Genomic DNA, 22916 nt, shown 5'->3' with positions numbered 1-22916 from the left:
TTCATTCCTCTTTTTATCGCTGGTTGACTGCTTTCATCACGCGCGCAATATCGCGATTCTGCTCACGACGTTTGATTGACTCACGTTTGTCATAGTCATGCTTTCCTTTGGCAAGTCCTAAAAGAAGCTTGGCATAACCATCTTTGATATAAACTTTAAGGGGAACCAGGGTCATTCCTGTTCCTTTAGTCTCTTGTTCTAATTTTTGGATTTGCTTTTTATGGAGCAGGAGTTTGCGACGACGTTCTGGTTCCTGGTTCCAGATATTGCCCTCTTCGTAAGGAGCGATATGAACATTACTCAACCAGACCTCCCCATTTTTCACTTGAGCAAAGCCATCCTTGAGATTGATTCGAGCTGCTCGTACACTCTTGATTTCAGTTCCAGTCAGGACCATCCCTGCCTCTAGCGTATCTACGATTGTATAGTCGTGGCGCGCCTTTTTATTTTGTGCGACGACCTTTCCCTCGCCCTTTGCCATGCTTGGCTCCTTTCTTAGCTACTTCCTTATAAAAAGGTTTCTTTCCTTTTTTCTTCTTGTCTTTTTGTGAATGCTTGCGCTTATCATTTGAGCGTCCTGATTTTCTCTTATCTTCCTTCTTATCTGAACGACGACTTGAACCACGTCCTCTGTCACTGCGATTAGACTGTTTTAAGCCTTTTTCAATCACATCAAACTCACTTGGAATATAAGAGAAGTCAATTTCGCCCGTCATCTTATCCGCTCTTTCAACTCGGATACGGATTTGCTGACCTACACGAAAGGTTGTTCCTGATTTCTCTCCACGCAGAGTCAAATCACGTTCGTTGAAATGATAAAATTCAGGTAAATTAGTGATGTGAATCAAGCCTTCAACTGTGTTTGGCAATTCGACAAAGAGACCAAACTTGACAATGCTGGACACAACCGCATCGTACTCTTCACCCACGTATTCTTCCATGTACTCAGCCTTTTTCATGGCTTCGACTTCACGCTCAGCCTCGATGGCACGACGCTCACGGTTGGAAGACTGGGTCGCAATCTCTGGAATCACTTGTTCAAAATGCTCTGCTATTTCCTTAGAACGGCCGTAATCCCGAATCATACGATGAACAAGGAGGTCTGGATAACGGCGAATAGGACTGGTAAAGTGAGTGTAATAGTCAGCCGCTAGTCCATAGTGGCCATGATTGTGCTCCGAATAGCGAGCCTGCTGCATGGAGCGAAGAAGCATCATGGACAAGACATCCGCATAAGGTTCTCCCTCAACAGTACGCATGATTTCTTGGAGGGTCTCCTGGCTAATCTCACTTGCAGTCCCATAAATTCGCAAGCCAAAACTCGAAGCATAATCAATAAATTTCTGAACCTTTTCAGCCTTGGGCTCCTCGTGAATTCGATAGATGAAAGGTAGATCCAGCTTGCTGAAATGCTCGGCAACTGTTTCGTTAGCCATCAGCATAAAGGACTCAATCATGCGCTCGGCAACACCACGCTGACGAAGAACGATATCAACAGGCTTACCTTGCTTATCCACTAAAATCTTAGCTTCATTGGTATCAAAATTGAGGGCTCCACGTTTCACACGCATGTTTTCTAAAGTTTCATGAAGCCTGGCCATAAGTTCGATACTAGGAACAATTTTCTGATATTCTTGTCTCTTTTCCACGTCTCCAGCTAGGATATCATTGACATCACTATAGGTCATACGGAAGCTTGTCTTGATAACCGTTTGAGTAATGGTGTAGTTGACCACACGACCATGTTTATCAATCTCCATAATGGCAGACTGGGTCAGGCGATCAACTTGAGGATTGAGGGAGCAAATGCCATTTGACAGTCGTTCTGGAAGCATTGGGACCACACGGTCTGTCACATAGACAGAAGTTGCGCGGTTAAGAGCTTCCTTATCAAGGGCAGAACCCTCAGTAACATAATAGGAAACATCTGCTATGTGAACTCCGAGTTCGATATTGCCATTTTTCAAGGTCTTGATATGCACCGCATCGTCCAAGTCCTTGGCATCAGCACCGTCAATGGTAAAGGTAATCTCATCTCTTAGATCCAGTCGGCCTTCCATATCCTTTTGAGACGGAGCATCAGGTACACTTTCTGCTTCCTTAACAACAGCTTCTGGAAACTCGGAAACAATGTCCATAGACTCCAAAACCTCAAGAACATCAATTCCGACATCCGTTGAATGTCCCACCACATCGAGGACACTAGCAACAAAGAAATCATGTTTCTTGCTTGGGTATTTGTCGATAAAGACCTTGAGAACTTCTGTTCCTTCTAGTTTAAGGGCTGGTTTCTTAACATAAATCGGCTGGCTAATTTTCTGGTTTTTCGAACGGATGTAGCCCGCATACTTAGGTTTTTCCTGATCTAGTACGATTTGACCGACAACGGTTGTCAAACTGTGCTCTAGGATATCAATAATTTTGGCTTCTGCTGCTGTTCCCTTATTGCGGTCAGCGACTTTCTTGATGACGACCTCAACGGTATCACCATCAATAGCATAGTTGACATCGTTCTTTCCTACAAAAAGGTCGTCCTCTTCCCCTTCCAGACTAACAAAACCAAAGCCATTTTTATGGGCATGAAAAATCCCCTTGAGGGTAATCTCATGTTTTTTCTTGGCTTCCAAGGTCAGACTTCCATCTTCTTCAAAGCGAATCTGGTGCTTTCTTTCCATTAGGGACAAGGTTTTAATCATCTCACGAAAATCCTTGGACCCATCTTTTCCCAAAGCCTGAGCCAAGTCATTAACGGTCACCTTTCCCTTATCTTGCAAATATTCTTTTATTCTATCTTTCATATTTTCTTTCTAGATTTTTTAATTTTCTTTTACTGTAAAACCTTCTCAAACATACTTTAAAAATAAAAAGAGGCAAAGACCTAGTCCTGCCCATTATTTTCTTATCTACTTGATAATACCGTCAATGCTAAGGCAATGGCTAGCCAGAAAAAGACTAAAATCCCTGTCAAACGCTGCATTACAGCTTCAAAACCGCGAGCTTTACTGCGTTCAAACAAATCACCTGAGCTGGCATCAAATACATTGCTGGATTGGTTTTTAGTTGGTTGCATGAAAATCGCAATCACAATCACAACAGATAATACTAATAAAATGGTTAATAATAGGTTATACATATCAAACTCCTTAAAATCCCTATTATTTTACCATAAAATCTACTTAGATTCAAGATGTAGGGTTACTTTTCTTTCCTTGGGACAATACTTTAAAACCTCAATCTTGTCTGGATGGGTTTTTGAATTTTTACTAGTTAGGTAATTGATACTGCCACAAGAGGAGCATTTGAGATTAATTTTTACTCGCACTAGATTTCCTTTACTTTTAATAATGTTCGAAATTGAAGCAGGTTAAAGAGACAACTAAAGGCAACACAAAGGCTTGTCGCATAAAAGACAGCATGGTAGCCAAATTGACCTGCTACTGCAGAACCTGCCATGGGACCAACGACACCTCCCAGATAAAAGAATACCTGATTGAAGGCAAAGACCCTCGAAATACCTGCTTTGGGAGTCATCTTGCTAAGAAGGGCATTAACCCCGGGAATCAAGGCACCGGTTCCCAAGCCAAAGAGGAAACGATAGAGTCCTAGTTGGAGGGGACTAGAAGCATTGGCACAGAGAAGATAGATGATAACTGAATAAAACTGGGCTACAACCAAGAGACGATGATTGCCCACCTTGTCACCTAGCTTGCCCATAACTCCCGCACTCATCATACTGGAAAAGCCCATACTGGATACAATCAAACCAGAGACAAAAAGAAGATTCTCTGTCTGCCCTAAGTCGCGCACATAAAGAGCCAAAATAGGGCCAATCGATTGGGCTGAAAATTGGATGACAAAACTGGTTAGAAAAAGATTAACCAAAAGATAGGGATATTTAAGTGATGTAAACAACTCCTTTGTTGGGATGGCCTTTTCCTTGGCTACTGGTTTAAAATCTTCCTTGATAAAGCAAATAGTCAAAACAGCAGCTAAAAATAGAAAACTACCAACAAGTAAGAAAACTGTACGAATGCCAAATAATTCTGCGATAAAGCCACCGATAAAAGGACCAGTTAGAGTACCTGCAACTACACCTGTAGACAAAGTACCTAAGGCAGAGCCTGATTTCTCCTTGGGAACCTGACTGGCTATCAAGGCCGTTGCATTGGGAACAAATCCTGCAAATACACCATTCAGTAAACGAAGAAAGATTAACCAATAGATATTTGGGACAACGGCCAAGCCTCCCATAGTGATAGTCATGGCAAGACCAGCCCGAATCATCATGGGTTTTCGACCATATTTGTCAGCAAGAATCCCCCAGATAGGAGAAAAGAGCGCCGCGGAAATAGCAGAGACAGAAATTGCTAAGCCTGCATAAAAAGCGACTTGATCACTCCCTACACCTAAATTTTCCACAAAGATGGGCATAAAAGGCACAACCAAGGAAATACTGGCTCCTGTCAGAAAATTACCAAACCAGGCAATGCGCAAATTATCCTTCCAGTTAATCTCTGTCATCTTGGCTACCTCCATCAAGAAGGGAGAACACCTGAGTAAGAAGCTGGTCCTGATTCCCATTATTATCAAGAATTTGGCTGACCAAATCTTTCTTTTTCTCTAAAGGCCACTGGGCTGCCAGACGAAATTCAGCTTCATCTTTGGACAAGTGGTCCCTTTTCATTAAGCGTTCTACTTGGACATCTCGGTCCACATAGACCAACCAAGTCTCATCAAACCAAGAGACGTAGTCCTGCTCAAAAAGTAGGGGAATATCCATGAAGAAAATCTCTTCTGTCTGAGCCAATTGGTCTCTTAATGTAGCTAGTTCCTCACGGATAATCTCTCCTTGGATTTGCTTAGACCATTCTCGTTCTTGAGGATTTGAAAAGATGAGACTAGCTAGGAGAGGTCGATTGAGTTCTCCATTTTCAAGGATGATTTCTTGCCCAAAGTGCTGGACTAGAGCCTGAAACAGGCGACCACCAGGTTTCTGTAACTGGTGGACGACTGCGTCAGCATCCACCACTTGAAAACCTTGCTCTCTTAGAAAATTTGTCACGGTTGACTTACCAGAGGCAATTCCCCCTGTGATTCCAATGATTTTTCCCATCAACCCCTCCTTTGGCACTGAGGACAAAAGTGAGTTCCTCGTCCGCCTAGTTGGATTTTCTCAATTAGAGTTTCACAGCGTGAGCATTTTTGACCTGCCTTGTCATAGACCTGATGAAAATCCTGCATGGTTCCATCTTCCCCAAAGGCATTGGTATAGGTCCGAATGGTCGAGCCACCTTTTTCAACAGCCTGTCCCAAAACAGCAATGGTCTGGTCATGAATGGCAGTCGCTTCTGCTGATGTCAAAGTCTGGGAAGGTCTAGCCGGATGAACCTGAGCTCGCCAGAGAACCTCATCCACATAGATATTGCCAAGTCCAGCTACCAAAGTCTGGTCTAGGAGATGGGTTTTGATAGGCTTTTTAGACTTAGCTAGGGCAGCTTGAAAGACCTGCACATCAAAGTCTTGTTCGCTTGGTTCAGGACCTAATTTTTTAGAAATAAAGTAGGCGTCTAAAAGGTCAGGAGCCAAGAGTTCCATAGTACCAAACTTGCGAACATCCTCATAAACAAGCGTTCCACCGTCCTCAAACTGGAAGAAAATATGGGCATGCTTACGTTCAGGAACCTGATCTGGATAGTAAAAATACTTGCCCTCCATCCGCAAATGGGAAATCAAGACCTTATTTGTTAGGTAAAACAGCAAATATTTGCCACGACGTCTCATTGACTCAACAATCTGACCAGACACTTCCTTTTGAAACTCGTCCAAATCCGTCTTAATCATCTTGGGATAACGAATTTCTATACTCGAAATCTTCTTTCCTAAAATCAATTTTTCTAAGCCACGACGAACGGTTTCAACCTCAGGTAATTCAGGCATAAGTCCTCCTTCTGTAAAAACAAGAAGCAGGCATGAGCCCACCTCTACTTAGTATTCTTTTTCATTATAGCCAAAGTCAGCCAAATCTAGCTTTTTATCGCGCCAATTTTTCTTGACCTTGACCCAGGTTTCTAGGAAGACCTTGTCTCCTAGCATGAGTTCAATATCACGACGAGCCATGCTACCAATTTTCTTAAGCATAGCACCACCTTTACCGATGATAATCCCTTTTTGGCTATCGCGCTCGACCATGATGGTTGCACGGATATGAACCTTGTCTGTCTCTTCATCTCGTTTCATAGAATCAACAACCACAGCAACTGAGTGAGGAATCTCTTCACGAGTTAGATGCAAGACTTTCTCGCGAACCATTTCTGAAACCAAGAAACGTTCTGGATGGTCAGTGATTTGATCAGACGGGAAATATTGGAAACCTTCGTCCAGATTTTCACTCAAAATATCTACTAGACGAGACACGTTATTTCCCTGAAGGGCTGAGATAGGAACAATTTCCTTGAAGTCCATCTGATTACGGAAGTCATCAATCTGAGACAAAAGCTGGTCTGGGTGAACCTTGTCAATCTTGTTCACCACCAGAATCACAGGAACCTTGGCATCCTTAAGACGCTCAATAATCATGTCATCCCCCTTACCACGCGCTTCATCAGCAGGCACCATAAAAAGAACAGTATCCACTTCACGAAGGGTGCTGTAGGCTGATTCCACCATGAAATCTCCAAGAGCCGTTTTAGGCTTGTGAATCCCTGGCGTGTCGATAAAGACGATTTGCTCCTTATCGGTAGTATAAATTCCCATGATTTTGTTGCGCGTTGTCTGCGCCTTGTCACTCATGATAGCAATCTTTTGCCCCATGACATGATTTAAAAAAGTTGACTTCCCAACATTGGGACGTCCTAAAATGGCTACAAAGCCTGATTTAAAAGTCATAATTTCCTCTTACTGTTTAAAATATTAAATCCCAGATTCGTGGGAGAAAAATCAATGCGCCTGTTAAGGCTGCGAAAAGAGAGACCACTAATACCGCGCCTGCCGCCATATCCTTGGCATTTTTAGCCAGCATGGAAAAGTGATAGTGACTGGCCAAATCCACCACATTTTCAATAGCAGAGTTGATAATTTCAAAGGCTACTACCAAGAAAATGCTCAATAGGAGAAAGAGCCATTCGATTCGTGACACCTGAAAAACAAAACCTGCAAAAATGACTACAAGAGCCGTCACTGCATGTTTTCGCATATTGCGTTCTTCCTTGATAGCAGTAAAAATCCCTGTAATGGCAAATTCTAAACTGGATATCAGGTCACGATTTTTCCATTTTCGTTTATTGTCTTGTGAGTCCATAGGCTGTCAAAATTTCTTCTTGTAAACCGAACATCTCCGCTTCTTCTTCCGGAGTATAGTGATCATAGCCGTTGATATGTAAAAAGCCGTGTACTGCCAAGAAGCCCATCTCACGCTCAAAGCTGTGGCCATATTCCTCAGCCTGCTCATGAGCCTTATCGATAGAGATGAACAGTTCTCCAATATAGGCATCAAACTCAGACATCATCTCTGCCAATTCTGGATTTTCAAGTAAGTCTTCTTCGTCAAAGGCAATTTCCAACTCTGGCTTATACTCAAGGCTGATGACATCTGTCGGACGGTCTGTGTCACGGTACTCCAGATTGAGTTCATGACTACGCTCGTTGGTCACAAAAGTGACTGCCATCTCCTTGTCTTCTTTGCCTAATTTTTGGGCTGCAAATTCCAAAATTTCTTGGGTTTGTTGCAACATTTCTTTTGAAACTTGACCAGTTTCATCTACCATTTCAATATACATGTACTTCTCGTTTCTCTTTACTTGGCTTTATTATATCACATTTCCATGATTTTATTCTACCTTTTTGATATAATACTATGGAATACAATCACAAGGAGAGAACGATGTCATTTGACGGATTTTTTTTACACCACATGGTTGAGGAATTGCAAAGAGAGTTAGTGAACGGTCGCATTCAGAAAATCAATCAACCTTTTGAACAAGAGTTGGTCTTGCAAATCCGCAGCAATCGCCAAAACCATCGCCTGCTCCTTTCTGCCCATCCAGTTTTTGGACGCATTCAGCTGACCCAAACCACTTTTGAAAATCCAGCCCAACCTTCTACCTTTATCATGGTTTTAAGAAAATATTTGCAGGGTGCCCTGATTGAATCAATTGAGCAAGTAGAAAATGACCGTATTGTGGAAATCACCGTTTCCAATAAAAACGAGATTGGAGACCATATCCAGGCTACCTTGATTATCGAAATCATGGGGAAACACAGTAATATTCTACTTGTTGATAAAAGCAGTCATAAAATCCTCGAAGTTATCAAACATGTTGGCTTTTCACAAAATAGCTACCGTACCTTGCTTCCTGGATCGACCTATATCGCTCCGCCAAGTACGGAATCACTCAACCCTTTCACAATCAAGGATGAGAAGCTCTTTGAAATCCTACAAACACAGGAAACAACAGCTAAAAACCTTCAAAGCCTCTTTCAAGGTCTGGGACGCGATACGGCAAATGAATTGGAAAACATTCTGATTAGTGATAAACTTTCCACTTTCCGTACCTTTTTCAACCAAGAAACCAAGCCATGCTTGACTGAGACTTCCTTCAGTCCAGTTCCTTTTGCAAATCAAGTGGGAGAGCCTTTTGCCAACCTTTCGGATTTGTTGGACACCTACTATAAGGACAAGGCTGAGCGAGACCGTGTCAAACAGCAAGCTAGTGAACTGATTCGTCGTGTTGAAAATGAACTTCAGAAAAATCGACATAAGCTAAAAAAACAAGAAAAAGAATTATTGGCGACAGACAATGCTGAAGAATTTCGCCAAAAAGGGGAATTGCTAACAACCTTCCTCCACCAAGTGCCTAACGACCAAGACCAGGTTATCCTAGACAACTACTATACCAACCAACCTATCACGATTGCGCTTGATAAGGCTCTGACTCCCAACCAAAATGCCCAACGCTATTTTAAACGGTATCAGAAACTCAAAGAAGCTGTCAAATACTTGACTGATCTGATTGAGGAAACCAAGGCCACTATTCTCTATCTGGAAAGTGTGGAAACTGTTCTCAACCAAGCTGGACTGGAAGAAATCGCTGAAATTCGTGAAGAATTGATTCAAACAGGTTTTATCCGCAGAAGACAACGGGAGAAAATCCAGAAACGCAAAAAACCAGAACAGTATCTGGCAAGCGATGGCAAAACCATCATCTATGTCGGCCGCAATAACCTGCAAAATGAGGAATTGACCTTTAAAATGGCCCGCAAGGAGGAACTTTGGTTCCATGCCAAGGACATTCCTGGAAGCCATGTTGTCATCTCAGGAAATCTTGACCCATCTGATGAAGTCAAGACAGACGCAGCAGAGTTAGCTGCCTACTTCTCTCAAGGGCGCCTGTCGAATCTGGTGCAGGTAGATATGATTGAAGTCAAGAAACTCAACAAACCAACTGGTGGAAAACCCGGTTTTGTAACCTATACCGGACAAAAGACCCTCCGTGTCACACCAGACCCAGAAAAAATTGCATCCATGAAAAAATCCTGATTTACTTGAAATCAGGATTTTTAGCTTATACTCTTCGAAAATCTCTTCAAACCACGTCAACGTCGCCTTGCCGTATATATGTGACTGACTTCGTCAGTCTTATCTACAACCTCAAAACAGTGTTTTGAGCAACCTGCGGCTAGTTTCCTAGTTTGCTCTTTGATTTTCATTGAGTATTATACTCAAATCATATCCAATTATAGGACTAATCTTTTCCACCAAGTCGACTATTGATATTCATCATGATACTAGCTATTTTTTCACCCCAGTACGGATCTGATGCATAGCGTACATTCATTCCTGTCGCTTTATTTCCAAGGTGATCTCTTCCACGGTCAATATAGTTCTCACGAATCCACTTGGCCGCACCAAGAATTCCTTTATCTACATCATCAAATTTCTTAGCTGAATCATAGGGACTGGTATCGTAAGCAGCTATTCCGAAGAAGTTATTTTTATCATTAGCAATTTGGCTACGTCCCCAAGCACTTTCTAGCGCACTGTGAGCCATTAAATAAAGAGCATTGACACCGTAACGTTCTTCAGCTTCTTTAAAAATTGCTCCTTTACCAGCAAGACGGCTGTTTCGGATATTCATCATCGAATAAACTCTATTTAATTCATCCGCACTATAGTTGGTTGGTTCAGTCAAATTCTTAAAAAGAAAACGATTCTTGATAGTAAACCCATCAAAATGTTCTCCATCATTTGAATAATACTTCTTGCCAATTTTCATGGCTGAAGTATGTGGAGCTACCCGAATACTAGTGTATGGAGAAAGTTCATGATATAGGAATCTTCCGTCAGTAGTATAGTGAGGAATAAACTCACTTTCTTCATCAACTAAAGTCAAATCGTTTTGATTCATATAACCAGACAAGCCTGATATTGAAACAGCAAGGCGACTGCCCTTACTTTTAGAGCTATCATAGGTCACAATACTTCCCTGATTGACATAACTCAAAATATCTCCTGATTCGCTATAAATATAGGCTGTGATTGGTCTAACCTTAAAATATTTGGGGCTTTGAATCCACTTTCCATCCCCCTGGAAGAAGTAGGATTTATTTTCGATGTTAAAAGCACCAGTAACATAACTCCCATCTTCTTTTAGGTAGTACCATGCATTGTAGTTAGGGTCAAAAATCCATTCATTCTTGGCCATATAACCACCAGATTTGAGGTAATAAGCATCAATCCATTCACGTGAAGCATAAGCACCACCTGATTTTAGGTAAAACCAGCTATTATAAGATTTATCAAAAATCCATTCTTTTTCAGCCATCGCTCCACTATTTTTTAGATAGTAAGCATCTTTCCACTGATTACTAGCCATCACACCGTCACTGTTAAAATAGTACCATATTCCATTAATTTTTTCCCATTTATTACGGACAATCTTTCCTGAATCTGTAGCATAATACCATTTATCAGCAATTTTTTCCCAATCATTTTGAGCCATTGCCCCACTGCTATTAAGAAGATAATCGTCAACTAGAGTATTGCTAGCCATAACTCCATCTTGGTTGAAGTAATACCAAACATTGCCAACTCTTTCCCATCTATTACGAACAATCTTTCCTGAATCTGTAGCATAATACCATTTATCAGCAATTTTTACCCAGGAATTTTCTACCATTGCTCCACTAGTATGAAAAGCATAGTCATTAACAATCCTATTGCTAGCCATGATTCCATTTTGATCAAAGAAATACCAGACACCCGCAATTTTTTTCCAGTTTTTGATTGGTTGATTATTCTCATAAAAAAGCCATTCCCCGTTCTCTTTCTGCCAACCATTCTTAGGAACTTCTTCAACTTTTTCTTTGTTTGAAATAGCCTCTTTTTTAGAATTATCTTCTTCTACAACAACTGGTTCTTTCTTTTTTTCCGTCTTTGCAGTCTCATTCTTTGTATATTCAACAACTTTTTTCTCTTCTGATGTTGGAGTCTGATTTTTATCCACAGATTGACTCTTATTTGTCGTTTGACTTTGGTCTGTTGTTTTATCTTCAGCAAATACTGATGTTGTTGGCACAATTGCCAATGCAAGCACTGCTGTGCTTACAAGTAGTGTTCTCTTCATTTTACTCCCCTAAGTAGAAATTCATCTACATCATTCATGATTAATTTTATTCTAACATAGTTATAAAGATGAGAATATTACAAAATGATGAAAATTCTGTGTCTTATTGACGATAAAGATGTTCTAGCTTATCTAAAGCTAGCTTTTACTTCCTTGCGTAGATCTTCCAGACTGCTAATACCGTATTTATCCATGACTTTTGGTAAATTTTCGATGATATCAGGGCAGGCATAAGGATTGGTAAAGTTGGCTGTTCCAACTCCAATAGCAGATGCTCCCGCCAGATACATTTCTAGTGCAGTTTCAGCCGAATCCACTCCCCCCATTCCAATGATAGGCAGGTCTGTTGTTTGAGCTACTTGGCGAATGAGTTTGAGGGCTACTGGAAATACTGCTGGACCAGACATTCCACCTGTTCCATTGGCCAAGATTGGTTTTCTGGTTTTGAGGTCAAAGCGCATTCCAACTAGAGTATTAATCATGGTTAAGCCACTTGCTCCCGCATCTTCTGCTGCTTTTGCGACAGTGACGATATCGGTCACACTAGGAGTTAATTTTACATAAACTGGCACATCAGAGGCTTCCACAGCTGCTTTCACCACATCATAAGCCAGATCAGGATCTTGACCAATCAAGAGTCCGTGATTGCAATGATCTACGTTAGGACAAGAGATATTGAGCTCAATTGCCTTTACATTAGCTGCCTTGGAAATACCATGAGAAACAGCTGCATACTCTTGTTTTGAAAAACCAGCTACATTGGCAATAATAGGAAGATTTGGATATTCTCTTTCCAGCCAAGGTAGCTTTTCAGCCAAAACAACCTCTAAACCAGGATTTTGCAAGCCAATTGCATTAAGCATACCAGCGGGTGTCTCTGCCACCCTTGGAGTTGGATTGCCAAAGCGAGGTTCAAGAGTTGTCGCCTTGATCATAATAGAACCTAAAAGGTCTAAATCATAGTACTTGGCATACTCTTGACCAAAACCAAAACAGCCTGATGCTGGAATAATCGGATTTTTCAAATCCAAGCCTGGTAGAGAAACTTGTAAACGATTTGTAGTCATAATTTTCTCCTTATAATACAACTGTTCCTGTGCGGAAAACAGGGCCATCTTCACAGACGCGTTGGCTGACCGTCTCGCTTTCTGGTACTTTTAGGACACAGGCATAGCAAGCTCCCATCCCACAAGCCATACGAGATTCTAGAGATAGATAGGCTCTTGGGTGGTCATAAAAGGTTTGATTGATATACTTCATCATTCCTGGAGCCCCACATGAGTAAACAGCATCAAATTGATTGTCTAAATCCTTGATAACAACGGAAACATTTCCCTTGATACCATAAGAACCATCATCTGTCGTTACAAAGACTTGACCATATTGGGCTAATTCCTTTTCGAGAATAACAGCAGCCTTATTAGCAAAACCGAGGACTGTCACTACTTTCACACCACGCGTATGCAATTCCTTGGCTACTTCAAGCAAGGGCGGAACACCAATCCCCCCTCCAACAAGAAGAACCTGACTCTGCTCATCTAGGTCAGACAAGTCAAAACCATTTCCCTGAGGTCCCATCACATCAAGAGTATCTCCCTGACTTAAGGTTGAAAAAATAGCTGTACCAGCACCTTCAATCCGATAAATGAGATGACACTGTTTGTTTACCTTATCAATAGACGAAATTGAAATAGGACGGCGCAAAAGATGGGCATCATCAGGCACACGCAGATGAAGAAATTGGCCTGCTCGCATGGCTTCAACCATTTCCCCTTCTAGGACTAATTCAAAGATTGCTGGCGCGATTTCCTCCTGTGCTACCACCTTCATGGTTTCCAAACGAATTGCACCCAAACGTTTCTTACATGTGGGATTCATGACTTTTCCTCCTTAAATTTTAAGGGGACCAGATAAAGAAAAGACCTTGCTAGTGCAAGGCCTCAGTTAAAATCGTACAACACAAGAGAGCACACTCAAAAAGACTCCTCTAGAAAATTGTACTATTCTTTTATCTGACACCTTGTGAGTCTCTCGGGACTCCCCTTAAAGGTTAAATTTTTACTAGTATACTCTTTCAGCTTAAAAAAGTCAAGTAGAAAACGAACATTCCACTTGACTTCATGAGATTATTTTTCACGAATGACTTCTACCTTATATCCATCAGGATCCTTGACAAAGTAATAGTTAGGTGCAGTTCCTGGTAGACCATTTGGCTCAGTAACTTCATAACCTTTGGCACTGTGCTCTTGATGAAGCGCCTCAAGATCAGGGGTACTTAGGGCGATATGGGCAAATCCATCTCCAACCACATAAGGACCGTGATCGTAATTGTAAGTCAACTCCAACTCATAGTCGTCACCCTCAAGTCCTAGATAAACGATCGTGAAGGCATGATCTGGAAAATCTCTGCGGCGCAATTCTTTAAAACCAAAAGCATCTTGATAAAATGCAATTGATTTTTCAAGATTTTCTACTCGTAAACAAGTGTGTAGCATTTTTGAAGCCATATTTTTCTCCTTTATTTTTAAAAAGACTGGGACAATCCTGTTCCAGTCTTATCTGTTATTATTTACCAAGTTTTGCTTTCGCTGCATCTGCAAGAGCTGTGAAAGCTGCTGCATCGTTAACAGCCAAGTCAGCAAGCATTTTACGGTTAACTTCGATCTCAGCCAATTTCAAACCATGCATCAATTGTGAGTATGAAAGTCCGTTCATACGAGCTGCCGCGTTGATACGAGTGATCCACAATTTGCGGAAGTCACGTTTTTTCTGACGACGGTCACGGTATGCATAGTAGTAAGAGTTCATTACTTGTTCTTTTGCAGTACGGAACAAGATGTGTTTAGCTCCATAGTAACCTTTTGCTAATTTAAGAATACGTTTACGACGTTTGCGTGATACAACGCCACCTTTAACACGTGCCATGTTTTATTTCCTCCAAATATTTCCTAGAATTGTTTACTTACAGTCAAGCTATTATTTCAAGCGAGTAAGCATTGCTTTGATACGTTTGTAATCTCCTGAATGCACCATAGATGCTTTACGAAGATGACGACGTTGTTTCTTAGTTTTTCCGTGGAAACGGTGAGAAGTGTAAGCACGGAAACGTTTAAGTCCACCAGAACCTGTACGTTTGAAACGTTTAGCTGATGCGCGGTGTGTTTTTTGTTTTGGCATGATTTTTTCTCCTTTATTTAACTTTCTGACAATTATTTTTTGTCAGTCGCTGGCGCCAATTGCATGAACATTTGACGTCCATCCATTTTAGCACGTTGTTCGATGATGGCAATATCTTGAGTTGCTTCAGCAAACTCGGCTAAAACTTTTGCACCAATCTCTTTATGGGTAATCATACGACCCTTAAAGCGAATAGATACCTTAACTTTATTTCCTTTTTCAAGGAATTTGCGTGCATTGCGAAGTTTTGTATCAAAGTCACCCTTGTCAATCGTTGGACTTAGACGAACTTCTTTCACAGTAACAACACTTTGTTTTTTACGTTGTTCTTTTTGCTTCTTCTGGTACTCAAATTTGAACTTACCGTAGTCCATAATTTTTGCAACAGGCGGTTTGGCTTGGGGTTGAATCAACACTAGGTCAACATTAGCGTTATCAGCCAAAGCTTGCGCTTCACTGAGTGGCTTGATACCTAACTGTTCTCCCTCAAGACCGATCAAGCGAACTTCACGTACACGAATCTCATCATTGATGAATAAGTCTTGCTTTGCTATGGTTTTCACCTCTTTTGTTTTATTAGAGAAAAACAATAGCGGACTCGTAAATATACAAGCCCGCACGTTATGATAGCGTTTCTTAGAAACTTTTCATCCGTAGGGCCAGGCAACTTGATGTCACAAGGCGAGAAGCTCTCACTTCTGCTTTTCTCAACTTTTATATGATACCAAGTTTTCTAGCCCTTGTCAAGATAAAAAGTTATTTTTTTGAAAAGTTTCTGATCATTAACCAACCGTTTCTATTTTCCAACTCCTCCACCCTTTAAAGCGTATAGCTCCATGCTGATCAGTCCGATAAACTTTACTATTGATACCTTCCAGTCGGGTCAAGGTTTCCTGATGGGGGAGTTTCGTTCGATTGTTCTTTCCAACTGAGATGAGAGTCATTTCTGGTTTGAGTTGTTCTAAAAAGGCTGAACTTGATGAGTTTTTAGAGCCATGTTGACTAGCTTTCAAAACATCCACCTCTAGGTCAGGATAATGCTTCAGCAAATCCTTCTCTCCTTTCTCCTCCAAATTTCCTGTGAAAAGAAAGTGCTTATCCAATAGTTTCCCATAAAGAACCAGGGAATCTTCATGACCTACATCTCCAATTTTCCTTGGAGATAGGACTTCTAACTGACTTCCAAAAATTGGAAGATTCTCTCCCACTGACACACTACGAACCTTGGTTTGAGTCGCTTGTATTTCTGCCACCAATTCCTTCTGTTTCAGACTTCCTTTTGATACTAAAATTTCCCCTACATGGAAAGCCTTGGGCATCTCTAACAAATCTCCAACATGTTCCTTGTCCATGTTAGTCAAAATTAGCTGGTCAATCTTAGCTACTCCTCGACTTTTAAGATAGGGTATCAAGGTTCGCTGGGCATTGCTGGTCGTCGCCTTTTCTTGCCATTTTTCGATTTTCTTATCAGATTCTGCCTTGCCACCTACATCTATGAGAATGGTCTTACCAGTTACATCCCGTAGGAAAATACTTTCGCCTTGCCCCACATCCAGCATGGTAATTTCATTTTCCAGTGGATGCTTGGTCAGGAGAAAGAGCCCTGTAATCAATAAGCTCAATACTATTAGCCTTTTAATGTTTTTCCTCAAATCATAGACCAAAGCCAAGGAAATTAACAATAAAATTAAAAGCCATGCATTGGGTTGTCCAAAGACTAGAGGTCTACTTGCCACCTGTGAGACCAAGCGAATAATGCCCTCCAACCATTCAAAAATAAAATTAAGCTGAATGACTGGATAGAGAAAGGAAAGGGCAAATAAGATAGACAAGAGCGGTAAGAAGACCAAGTCAAAAAGAAAGGAAAAGACAAAGGTCAAAAGGATGGACCAAGGTTGAAATTCCGCAAAATAGAAGGATAGAATGGGCAATATTCCCAAAGAAATGACTAGACTTTCTCTAGCAACAGCCTTGAGCCCCTCTCCTTCTTTACTAGTCATGGTCAAGATAAAAGCATAAGCGCAGGACAAGACTCCTCCTGCTGTCAAGAAAAAGTTGGGCATGATGATAAAGAGGATAAGGACCGTCAAGGCAAAATTATCCAAACCCTTAACACCATGTTGAGCCAGTAACTTTTGTAAGAGACTGCGAATAACCGATGCTGAAAATCCTGTCAGCCCTGCATAGATAAGGGAAAAGGGATAGGTCAGCCATTTCAACTTTTCTTGGGTCAAGCCCAATCGTAAGAGAAGTTTCTTAAATCCATCCATGAAAAATCCTACCTGCATACCCGACAAGGCAAAAAGATGAATAATTCCTAGACTGGAATAAAGCTCATTCATCTCCTCAAAATCTGTGTCCAGATATCCTAGCAAAAGCCCTGTCATGTAATTGCGCATAGGGTCTGGAAAATGTGTCTTAATCCAAACTACAGCCTTACGGCGTAAACTGGACAAGTTTTCGCCTATATCCCAACTGCTTACCTTTTGAAGTGACTGGATTTTTTTGATATTGAGAGTCTGGAAAATTCCCTGAGTCTTCAGATAAGCTTGGTAGTCAAAACCACCAAAATTTCTCTGCCCCTCTGGTTCCGAAAATTTTCCTTCTAGTTCCAAGTCATGAAGGGCTGTTAAAGCTTGAAAGGCTTCTTTCTCCTCCTCGGACTGGAGTTTATAATAGACTTGAAAAATGCGTCCATCAGACTTGCCACGAAAGGATAGACTATCACCATTGACCTTAACAGTGTCAGGCAAAATCCGTACCCTTTCAACAGAATCTGCCAAATTTTGACTCGCTTGACTCTGTTGCCAAGTTTGAAACAGAAACCAAAATCCAAAGATTCCGCAAATCACTAGAACTTTGCTAGCAGGTTTCCAATGAAATTGAATAAAAAGACAGACTAGCAGAAAAACGAAGCCCAACAAAGCAAGATAAGATGCTGAAAAAATGGCGTAGTAAAGCCAAAATAACAGAAAACTCAGGTAAATTAGGGGAATAGAGAAATTCTTAATCCACTGTAACATAGTCTTTTAGCTTTTCCATCGTTTTAGCACCAATGCCAGAGACCTTCTTAAGTTCATCAACCGACTTGAATTTCCCATTTGCCTCACGATGGTCGATAATATCCTGAGCTCGTTTTCCTCCCAGACCCTTAACCTGCTTGAGTTCTTCCAGACTGGCTTTGTTGAGATTGACCTTCTTTTCCTTGCTCGTCGAAGAAGCTGCCCCAGAACCTGCCTGCTGACTAGCTGCCTCTTCTCCCTTAGTGGGAACGTAAACCAGAGCCTCATCACTAACTTTCTGAGCTAGATTGAGCGACTTGCTATCTGCTTGCTCTGTCAAGCCACCAGCCTTCTGAACAGCATCATTGACTCGACTACCTACCGGCAAATCATAAATTCCAGGTGCTTTAACAGCGCCTTTTACATCTACTGTGATTAGATCTTGTTCAACCGGTTCTTCCTTTTCTTCCTTCTTTACTTCCTTTTCGGATACCGAATCCTTGGAAACAGCTACAACTTCAGCCTGCAAATTCGTTTCTTTGACAGGTATGTGTGAAGCTGGCTTTAGCAGGAAAAATCCTCCTACAAGTAAGCCCAGACCAGTACAGATGACAATGATTTTATACTCTTTGATTTTCTCGATAATTGCTTCCATATTTTCTCCTCTCTTAGATTATTCGTAAGAGGAAGAAAAAACAGTTGAAAAATTCTTCTCAACTGCTTAATTATTTGCAAAATAGTCTTCCTTGGTCAAGACATAATGAACTCTTGTCACGATTCGGCCTTCTTCATGCTGGTCCATACAAGCATAAGCTTCTTCGTGGGAAAAATGCATTCCTGATTTCTCCATGACCTTTCCAGACGCAGGATTAGCCTTATCGTGTAAAGCAACTAACTTATTCATTCCTATCTTCTCAAAAGCTAGCTCAATCACAGCACGATTGGCTTCTGTCGTCAATCCTTGATTCCAATACTTTTTATTGATAATGTAGCCAATAGCTGCCTTCTTGAGAACAGAATCAATCTTGTGCAAATCAATGGTTCCGATAAATTTGCCATTGCTTTTTAGTTCTATTCCCCAACGTCCTAAGGGATTGGCCAAGTAGAACTGAGCAATGTTATTCTTGGTTTCTTCCAAGCTTTGATTGGTTGGAAAAGTGTAGCGCGTATTATCCTTGTCCGAGGCATAGTCAAACATTGCTTCCGCATCATCCAAGGTTACAGGTCTAAGCAATAAACGCTCTGTCTCCACTATGGGATACTGAGCTAGTTTTAAAAAGATTGATTCCATAGGATTCCACCACTTGAAACCTTTCTAATCTAATATAAGGATATTGAATAAAACATTTAAAAGCAAACTTATAGTAGATTGAAATAAGATATAAACAAATCAATCAGGAAAGTCAAATTAATTTCTAGAAATGTTTTAGCAGTCACAACGTACTATTCTAGCTTCAATCAACTATAGATTTAGCATTGAGATAACTTTAAGTACAAAAGAACTATCCTTCAAATAAAGGTTGAGGGTCTAATTCTTCACGCTCTTCATTTTTAACTGGAGCTGGTTCATAAGCTCGGATAATCTGAGCGACAACTGGATGGCGAACCACATCCTTGGCTGAAAAATGAACAAAGTCAATCTGGTGAATGTTCTTGAGCTTTTCTTGGGCATCAATCAAACCGGACTTGACGTTACGCGGAAGGTCAATCTGACTGATATCTCCATTGACAATCATCTTAGAATTAAAGCCTAAACGCGTCAAGAACATCTTCATCTGCATGATGGTCGTATTTTGTGCCTCATCGAGAATGACAAAGGCATCATCCAAGGTCCGTCCACGCATGTAGGCAAGGGGCGCAATCTCGATAATTTCACGCTCCATGAGACGAGTCGTTTGGTCTTTTCCCAGAATCTGATACAAGGCATCATAAACAGGTCGAAGGTAAGGATCTACCTTCTCCTTAAGATCACCCGGAAGAAAACCTAGACTCTCTCCTGCTTCCACTGCTGGACGAGTCAAGATAATCCGCTTGACCTGCCCACGTTTAAGAGCAGTCACTGCCAAGGTCACTGCAAGAAAGGTCTTCCCTGTTCCTGCTGGCCCAATTCCAAAGGTCACATCATGCTGTTTAACACTGTCCACATAAAGTTTTTGACCCAGTGTTTTGACACGGATAGGTTTCCCTGTATTATCCTTGATGATTTCTTCTTCGTAAAGGGCGACAAACTTGTCGATTTCATCGTTTTTGACCATGCTAATTGCAGTCACCACATCTGGCGTACCAACGGTCATCCCACGGTTCACCAAGACCATGAGAGCTTGAATAACCTGACGGGCTTCCTCACAAGCAGCCTCTTCTCCCAAAACCTGGACAATCTCCGTACGAGCATGAATCACCACATCAAGCTCTTCTTCCATCAAACGAAGATGGCGTTCATTGGAACCAAAAAGATGAAACAGGTCATCTGGATGACTCAGTTGAATGTCTATTGAATGTTCCTTCAAATAAAGAACCTCTCTAATCCTTTTATTTCTTTTTATTATAGCAAAGGGGTGGAGAAATTACTAGCCCAAACCCAGTGAATCATGCTAGTGCTCTATGTATTCTTGCCAGATAGCGTCAAAGTCTCCTAGGTTAAAAGAGAAACTGGCATGCTCCTCCAAAAAGCGACTCACCTCATCAAAATCATCTGTGTGTTTTGGAAAGGCTGACTCTTCAAAAGCTAGGTCTGCCAAGATAGCTTTGGGACTGTTACTTTTAGGATTGCGCTCGGTCATGAGCCAAGTGTAAAATGATTTTCTCATATGTCTCCCTAAATCAACTCTGTCCCAAACTGGTCTTGCTTGATTTTACCAGCCTTCATCAAGCCACCGAGTGCTTTCTTGAACTGACCTTTAGAAATTCCAAAGGTTGCCTTGATATCCTCAGGGGATGACTTGTCATTCAAGGTCATGAAACCACCATTGCTTTCCAAGTAGGTCAAAATCATCTGGGCATCATTTTCCAACATCTCAAAGGAACGTGGTTTAAGGGATAGGTTCAAAGTACGGTCCACTTCACGGAAACCAATAACACGCGCATCTAAAACTTGACCCAAACGTGGCTCTGCGTAGCGCTCGCTAGGATGGATAAAGCCAAGCATGTTATTTTCTGGCAGGTAAACAAAAGTCCCTGACAGCTTGAGGCGGTAAACAATGGCTGGCCAGTTTTGGTTCTGCATGTTGTTGTAGGCAGGACGAGCCAGACGTTTGAAGTCTTCTTGATAAGCCAAGAGTCCCCAGATACGGTCTTTCTTGTCCACTTCGAGACGGATGTAAAGTTGGTCGCCCTTCTTAGGCCAGAGTTCCTTGAGCTCAGGGAGAATATCGAGTGACACAACGATTTCCTTGTCAGGAAGGCCTGTATCCACAAAGACACCCAAGTCTTTACGAACTTCCGTTACAGTTCCCCAACCAAATTGGTCCTGAGTGGCGGTCACTTCTAGAGTGGTCAGGCGGAGTTTTTGCTTCATATCCGTGTAGGCAAAACCTTTGACCGTATCCCCTACCGTATGTTGACCTTCTTCCTTAGCAAGAGCATAGGTTTGACCATCCTTTTGCACAAAGTAAAAACGGTCGTTTTCATCGATGATCAGTCCAACGATAAAACTTGCAAGATTTGTATTCATATTTCCTTCTTTCGAATAAAACTCAGCCAGCAATGCCAACTGAGTTTTTCTGTTTATTTTTAGACTTCCAAAAGTTCTTTCTCTTTGTTGGCAGTCATGTCGTCGATGTGTTTAACAGCATCGTCTGTTACTTTTTGAATGTCTTTTTCAAGAGTCTTCAATTCGTCTTCAGTGATTTCTTTTGCTTTTTCTTGTTTCTTAGCTTCGTCCATAGCATCGCGACGGATATTGCGGACAGCCACTTTAGCATTTTCGCCGACCTTCTTCACTTCTTTAGCAAGGTCACGACGAGTTTCTTCTGTTAGAGCTGGGATAACCAAGCGAATCACAGAACCATCGTTAGCTGGTGTGATACCAAGATCAGAGGCATTCAAGGCACGTTCGATGTCTTTCAATGAAGACTTGTCAAATGGTGTCACCAACAAAACACGCGCTTCTGGAATCGTAATTGAAGCGATTTGGTTAAGAGGAGTTTCTACTCCATAGTATTCTACATGTACACGGTCAAGCAAGCTTGCATTGGCACGGCCAGCACGGATACCACCAAATTCACGAGCAAGTGATTGGTGAGACTGGGTCATTCTCTCTTTAGCTTTTTCAATAATTGCGTTAGCCATAATCTTTCTTATTCCTTTTCTTCGATATTGTTTGAAACTGTTGTTCCGATATTTTCACCAAATACGACACGTTTGATGTTGCCTGGTTGGTTCATGTTGAAGACAACCAAGTCAATGTCGTTATCCATTGAGAGGGTTGAAGCTGTTGAGTCCATGATACGGAGACCTTTATTGATAACGTCACGGTGGGTCAATTCTTCAAATTTAACAGCTGTCTTGTCTTTCTTAGGATCGGCATTGTAAACACCGTCGACACCATTTTTAGCCATAAGGATGGCATCTGCTTCGATTTCAGCTGCACGAAGAGCCGCTGTTGTATCTGTTGAGAAGTATGGTGAACCAATTCCAGCACCAAAGATAACGATACGGCCTTTTTCAAGGTGACGAAGGGCACGTCCACGGACATAAGGCTCTGCCACTTGTTGCATAGCAATAGCTGTTTGCACACGCGTATCAACCCCAACTTGTTGCAATGAATCTGCCATCACAAGAGCATTCATAACAGTCCCAAGCATTCCTGTGTAATCTGCCTGAACGCGGTCCATACCTGCTTCTGCTGCAGGTTCTCCACGCCAGAGATTTCCTCCACCGATAACAAGGGCAATTTCGATACCTAAGCTATGAACTTCTTGAATCTCTTTTGCGATTGTTTGAACTGTTTGGATATCAATCCCTACGCCACGTTCACCGGCAAGGGCTTCACCTGATAACTTGATTAAAATACGTTTATACTTGGGATTCGCCATTTTCACTCTCCTTTTTTTATCCTACCTATTTTATCACAATTTCTAAGATTTTTATAGTATCATGAGCAATTCTTTCAAAAAAA

At 41.5% G+C, this 22916-nt stretch carries 26 protein-coding genes and 1 other annotated feature; of the genes, 1 reads left to right on the top strand and 25 read right to left on the bottom strand.

The window, feature by feature from the left end; all coding sequences use genetic code 11:
• Nucleotides 1–13: 13 nt before the first annotated feature.
• The 10 genes from smpB to ybeY form a co-directional block, all read right to left on the bottom strand.
• Nucleotides 14–481, bottom strand: a complete 468-nt coding sequence (smpB, locus tag QM818_RS00375) for an SsrA-binding protein SmpB (RefSeq protein WP_001051750.1) — start codon at nucleotides 479–481, stop codon at nucleotides 14–16.
• On the bottom strand, nucleotides 444–2798 hold the full coding sequence (gene rnr, locus QM818_RS00370) for a ribonuclease R (RefSeq protein ID WP_414299769.1): 2355 nt from the start codon (nucleotides 2796–2798) through the stop codon (nucleotides 444–446). The genes smpB and rnr overlap by 38 nt, the downstream gene beginning before the upstream one ends.
• 101 nt (nucleotides 2799–2899) lie before the next feature.
• Nucleotides 2900–3133 (bottom strand): preprotein translocase subunit SecG, encoded by a 234-nt coding sequence (secG, locus tag QM818_RS00365; RefSeq protein WP_000282517.1) that lies wholly within the window; start codon nucleotides 3131–3133, stop codon nucleotides 2900–2902.
• A 39-nt stretch (nucleotides 3134–3172) separates the two neighbouring features.
• Nucleotides 3173–3322, bottom strand: coding sequence for a 50S ribosomal protein L33 (rpmG, locus tag QM818_RS00360; RefSeq protein ID WP_001809104.1), 150 nt, complete (start codon nucleotides 3320–3322; stop codon nucleotides 3173–3175).
• Complete coding sequence (locus tag QM818_RS00355; RefSeq protein ID WP_414299768.1) at nucleotides 3322–4521, bottom strand: multidrug efflux MFS transporter PmrA; 1200 nt, start codon at nucleotides 4519–4521, stop codon at nucleotides 3322–3324. Before QM818_RS00355 ends, rpmG begins: the two co-directional genes overlap by 1 nt.
• Nucleotides 4508–5113, bottom strand: coding sequence for a dephospho-CoA kinase (gene coaE, locus QM818_RS00350; RefSeq protein WP_414299767.1), 606 nt, complete (start codon nucleotides 5111–5113; stop codon nucleotides 4508–4510). Before coaE ends, QM818_RS00355 begins: the two co-directional genes overlap by 14 nt.
• Entirely contained in the window at nucleotides 5113–5937 is an 825-nt protein-coding gene (mutM, locus tag QM818_RS00345) for a DNA-formamidopyrimidine glycosylase (RefSeq protein ID WP_414299766.1), read from the bottom strand. The genes coaE and mutM overlap by 1 nt, the downstream gene beginning before the upstream one ends.
• 48 nt (nucleotides 5938–5985) lie before the next feature.
• Complete coding sequence (era, locus tag QM818_RS00340) at nucleotides 5986–6885, bottom strand: GTPase Era (RefSeq protein ID WP_061439097.1); 900 nt, start codon at nucleotides 6883–6885, stop codon at nucleotides 5986–5988.
• Nucleotides 6886–6901: 16 nt separating this feature from the next.
• Nucleotides 6902–7297, bottom strand: a complete 396-nt coding sequence (locus QM818_RS00335; protein ID WP_261048351.1) for a diacylglycerol kinase family protein — start codon at nucleotides 7295–7297, stop codon at nucleotides 6902–6904.
• Nucleotides 7278–7775 (bottom strand): rRNA maturation RNase YbeY, encoded by a 498-nt coding sequence (gene ybeY, locus QM818_RS00330; protein WP_000275156.1) that lies wholly within the window; start codon nucleotides 7773–7775, stop codon nucleotides 7278–7280. The genes QM818_RS00335 and ybeY overlap by 20 nt, the downstream gene beginning before the upstream one ends.
• A gap of 104 nt (nucleotides 7776–7879) precedes the next feature.
• Between ybeY and pavA the strand changes: the two genes are divergently transcribed.
• The gene (gene pavA / locus QM818_RS00325; protein ID WP_414299765.1) at nucleotides 7880–9535 is read left to right on the top strand and encodes an Rqc2 family fibronectin-binding protein PavA; all 1656 of its coding nucleotides are present in this window, start codon (nucleotides 7880–7882) and stop codon (nucleotides 9533–9535) included.
• A 205-nt stretch (nucleotides 9536–9740) separates the two neighbouring features.
• On the opposite strand, the gene QM818_RS00320 is transcribed toward pavA, so the two are convergent.
• From QM818_RS00320 to pyrH, 15 genes are all read right to left on the bottom strand, one after another.
• Entirely contained in the window at nucleotides 9741–11621 is a 1881-nt protein-coding gene (locus QM818_RS00320) for a glucosaminidase domain-containing protein (RefSeq protein ID WP_261039273.1), read from the bottom strand.
• 128 nt (nucleotides 11622–11749) lie between these two features.
• Nucleotides 11750–12736, bottom strand: coding sequence for a dihydroorotate dehydrogenase (locus QM818_RS00315; RefSeq protein WP_414299764.1), 987 nt, complete (start codon nucleotides 12734–12736; stop codon nucleotides 11750–11752).
• Nucleotides 12699–13499 carry a dihydroorotate dehydrogenase electron transfer subunit gene (locus tag QM818_RS00310; protein ID WP_414299763.1) on the bottom strand — a complete coding sequence of 267 codons (801 nt, stop codon included), beginning with the start codon at nucleotides 13497–13499 and terminating at the stop codon, nucleotides 12699–12701. Before QM818_RS00310 ends, QM818_RS00315 begins: the two co-directional genes overlap by 38 nt.
• A 248-nt stretch (nucleotides 13500–13747) precedes the next feature.
• Nucleotides 13748–14128 carry a lactoylglutathione lyase gene (gloA, locus tag QM818_RS00305; RefSeq protein ID WP_000157153.1) on the bottom strand — a complete coding sequence of 127 codons (381 nt, stop codon included), beginning with the start codon at nucleotides 14126–14128 and terminating at the stop codon, nucleotides 13748–13750.
• Nucleotides 14129–14186: 58 nt separating this feature from the next.
• Nucleotides 14187–14546: a 50S ribosomal protein L20 gene (gene rplT / locus QM818_RS00300; RefSeq protein WP_000124834.1), complete on the bottom strand. Its 360-nt coding sequence runs from the start codon at nucleotides 14544–14546 to the stop codon at nucleotides 14187–14189.
• Between the two features lie 51 nt (nucleotides 14547–14597).
• Nucleotides 14598–14798 carry a 50S ribosomal protein L35 gene (gene rpmI, locus QM818_RS00295; protein WP_001125943.1) on the bottom strand — a complete coding sequence of 67 codons (201 nt, stop codon included), beginning with the start codon at nucleotides 14796–14798 and terminating at the stop codon, nucleotides 14598–14600.
• Between the two features lie 32 nt (nucleotides 14799–14830).
• Complete coding sequence (gene infC / locus QM818_RS00290) at nucleotides 14831–15361, bottom strand: translation initiation factor IF-3 (RefSeq protein ID WP_000848180.1); 531 nt, start codon at nucleotides 15359–15361, stop codon at nucleotides 14831–14833.
• A gap of 15 nt (nucleotides 15362–15376) precedes the next feature.
• Nucleotides 15377–15508 (bottom strand) — a sequence feature (ribosomal protein L20 leader region).
• A 72-nt stretch (nucleotides 15509–15580) separates the two neighbouring features.
• Entirely contained in the window at nucleotides 15581–17821 is a 2241-nt protein-coding gene (locus QM818_RS00285) for a DNA internalization-related competence protein ComEC/Rec2 (RefSeq protein ID WP_414299762.1), read from the bottom strand.
• The gene (locus QM818_RS00280) at nucleotides 17805–18455 is read right to left on the bottom strand and encodes a helix-hairpin-helix domain-containing protein (RefSeq protein WP_414299761.1); all 651 of its coding nucleotides are present in this window, start codon (nucleotides 18453–18455) and stop codon (nucleotides 17805–17807) included. The genes QM818_RS00285 and QM818_RS00280 overlap by 17 nt, the downstream gene beginning before the upstream one ends.
• Nucleotides 18456–18521: 66 nt before the next feature.
• Nucleotides 18522–19091: a GNAT family N-acetyltransferase gene (locus tag QM818_RS00275; protein ID WP_414299760.1), complete on the bottom strand. Its 570-nt coding sequence runs from the start codon at nucleotides 19089–19091 to the stop codon at nucleotides 18522–18524.
• 211 nt (nucleotides 19092–19302) lie between these two features.
• Nucleotides 19303–20307 (bottom strand): PhoH family protein, encoded by a 1005-nt coding sequence (locus QM818_RS00270; protein WP_414299759.1) that lies wholly within the window; start codon nucleotides 20305–20307, stop codon nucleotides 19303–19305.
• An 84-nt stretch (nucleotides 20308–20391) separates the two neighbouring features.
• Nucleotides 20392–20607, bottom strand: coding sequence for a YozE family protein (locus QM818_RS00265; protein ID WP_001232083.1), 216 nt, complete (start codon nucleotides 20605–20607; stop codon nucleotides 20392–20394).
• 8 nt (nucleotides 20608–20615) lie between these two features.
• Nucleotides 20616–21470 carry an RNA-binding virulence regulatory protein CvfB gene (gene cvfB / locus QM818_RS00260; RefSeq protein WP_001095458.1) on the bottom strand — a complete coding sequence of 285 codons (855 nt, stop codon included), beginning with the start codon at nucleotides 21468–21470 and terminating at the stop codon, nucleotides 20616–20618.
• A 59-nt stretch (nucleotides 21471–21529) separates the two neighbouring features.
• On the bottom strand, nucleotides 21530–22087 hold the full coding sequence (frr, locus tag QM818_RS00255; RefSeq protein WP_001262225.1) for a ribosome recycling factor: 558 nt from the start codon (nucleotides 22085–22087) through the stop codon (nucleotides 21530–21532).
• A gap of 8 nt (nucleotides 22088–22095) precedes the next feature.
• Nucleotides 22096–22833, bottom strand: coding sequence for a UMP kinase (gene pyrH / locus QM818_RS00250; protein WP_000002996.1), 738 nt, complete (start codon nucleotides 22831–22833; stop codon nucleotides 22096–22098).
• Nucleotides 22834–22916: the final 83 nt, after the last annotated feature.

It is taken from the genome of Streptococcus mitis, from assembly GCF_047464035.1.
Lineage (GTDB): Bacteria > Bacillota > Bacilli > Lactobacillales > Streptococcaceae > Streptococcus > Streptococcus mitis_DX.
The sequence above is the reverse complement of the archived record's forward strand: the minus strand, read 5'-3'. Positions and strand labels throughout refer to the sequence as shown.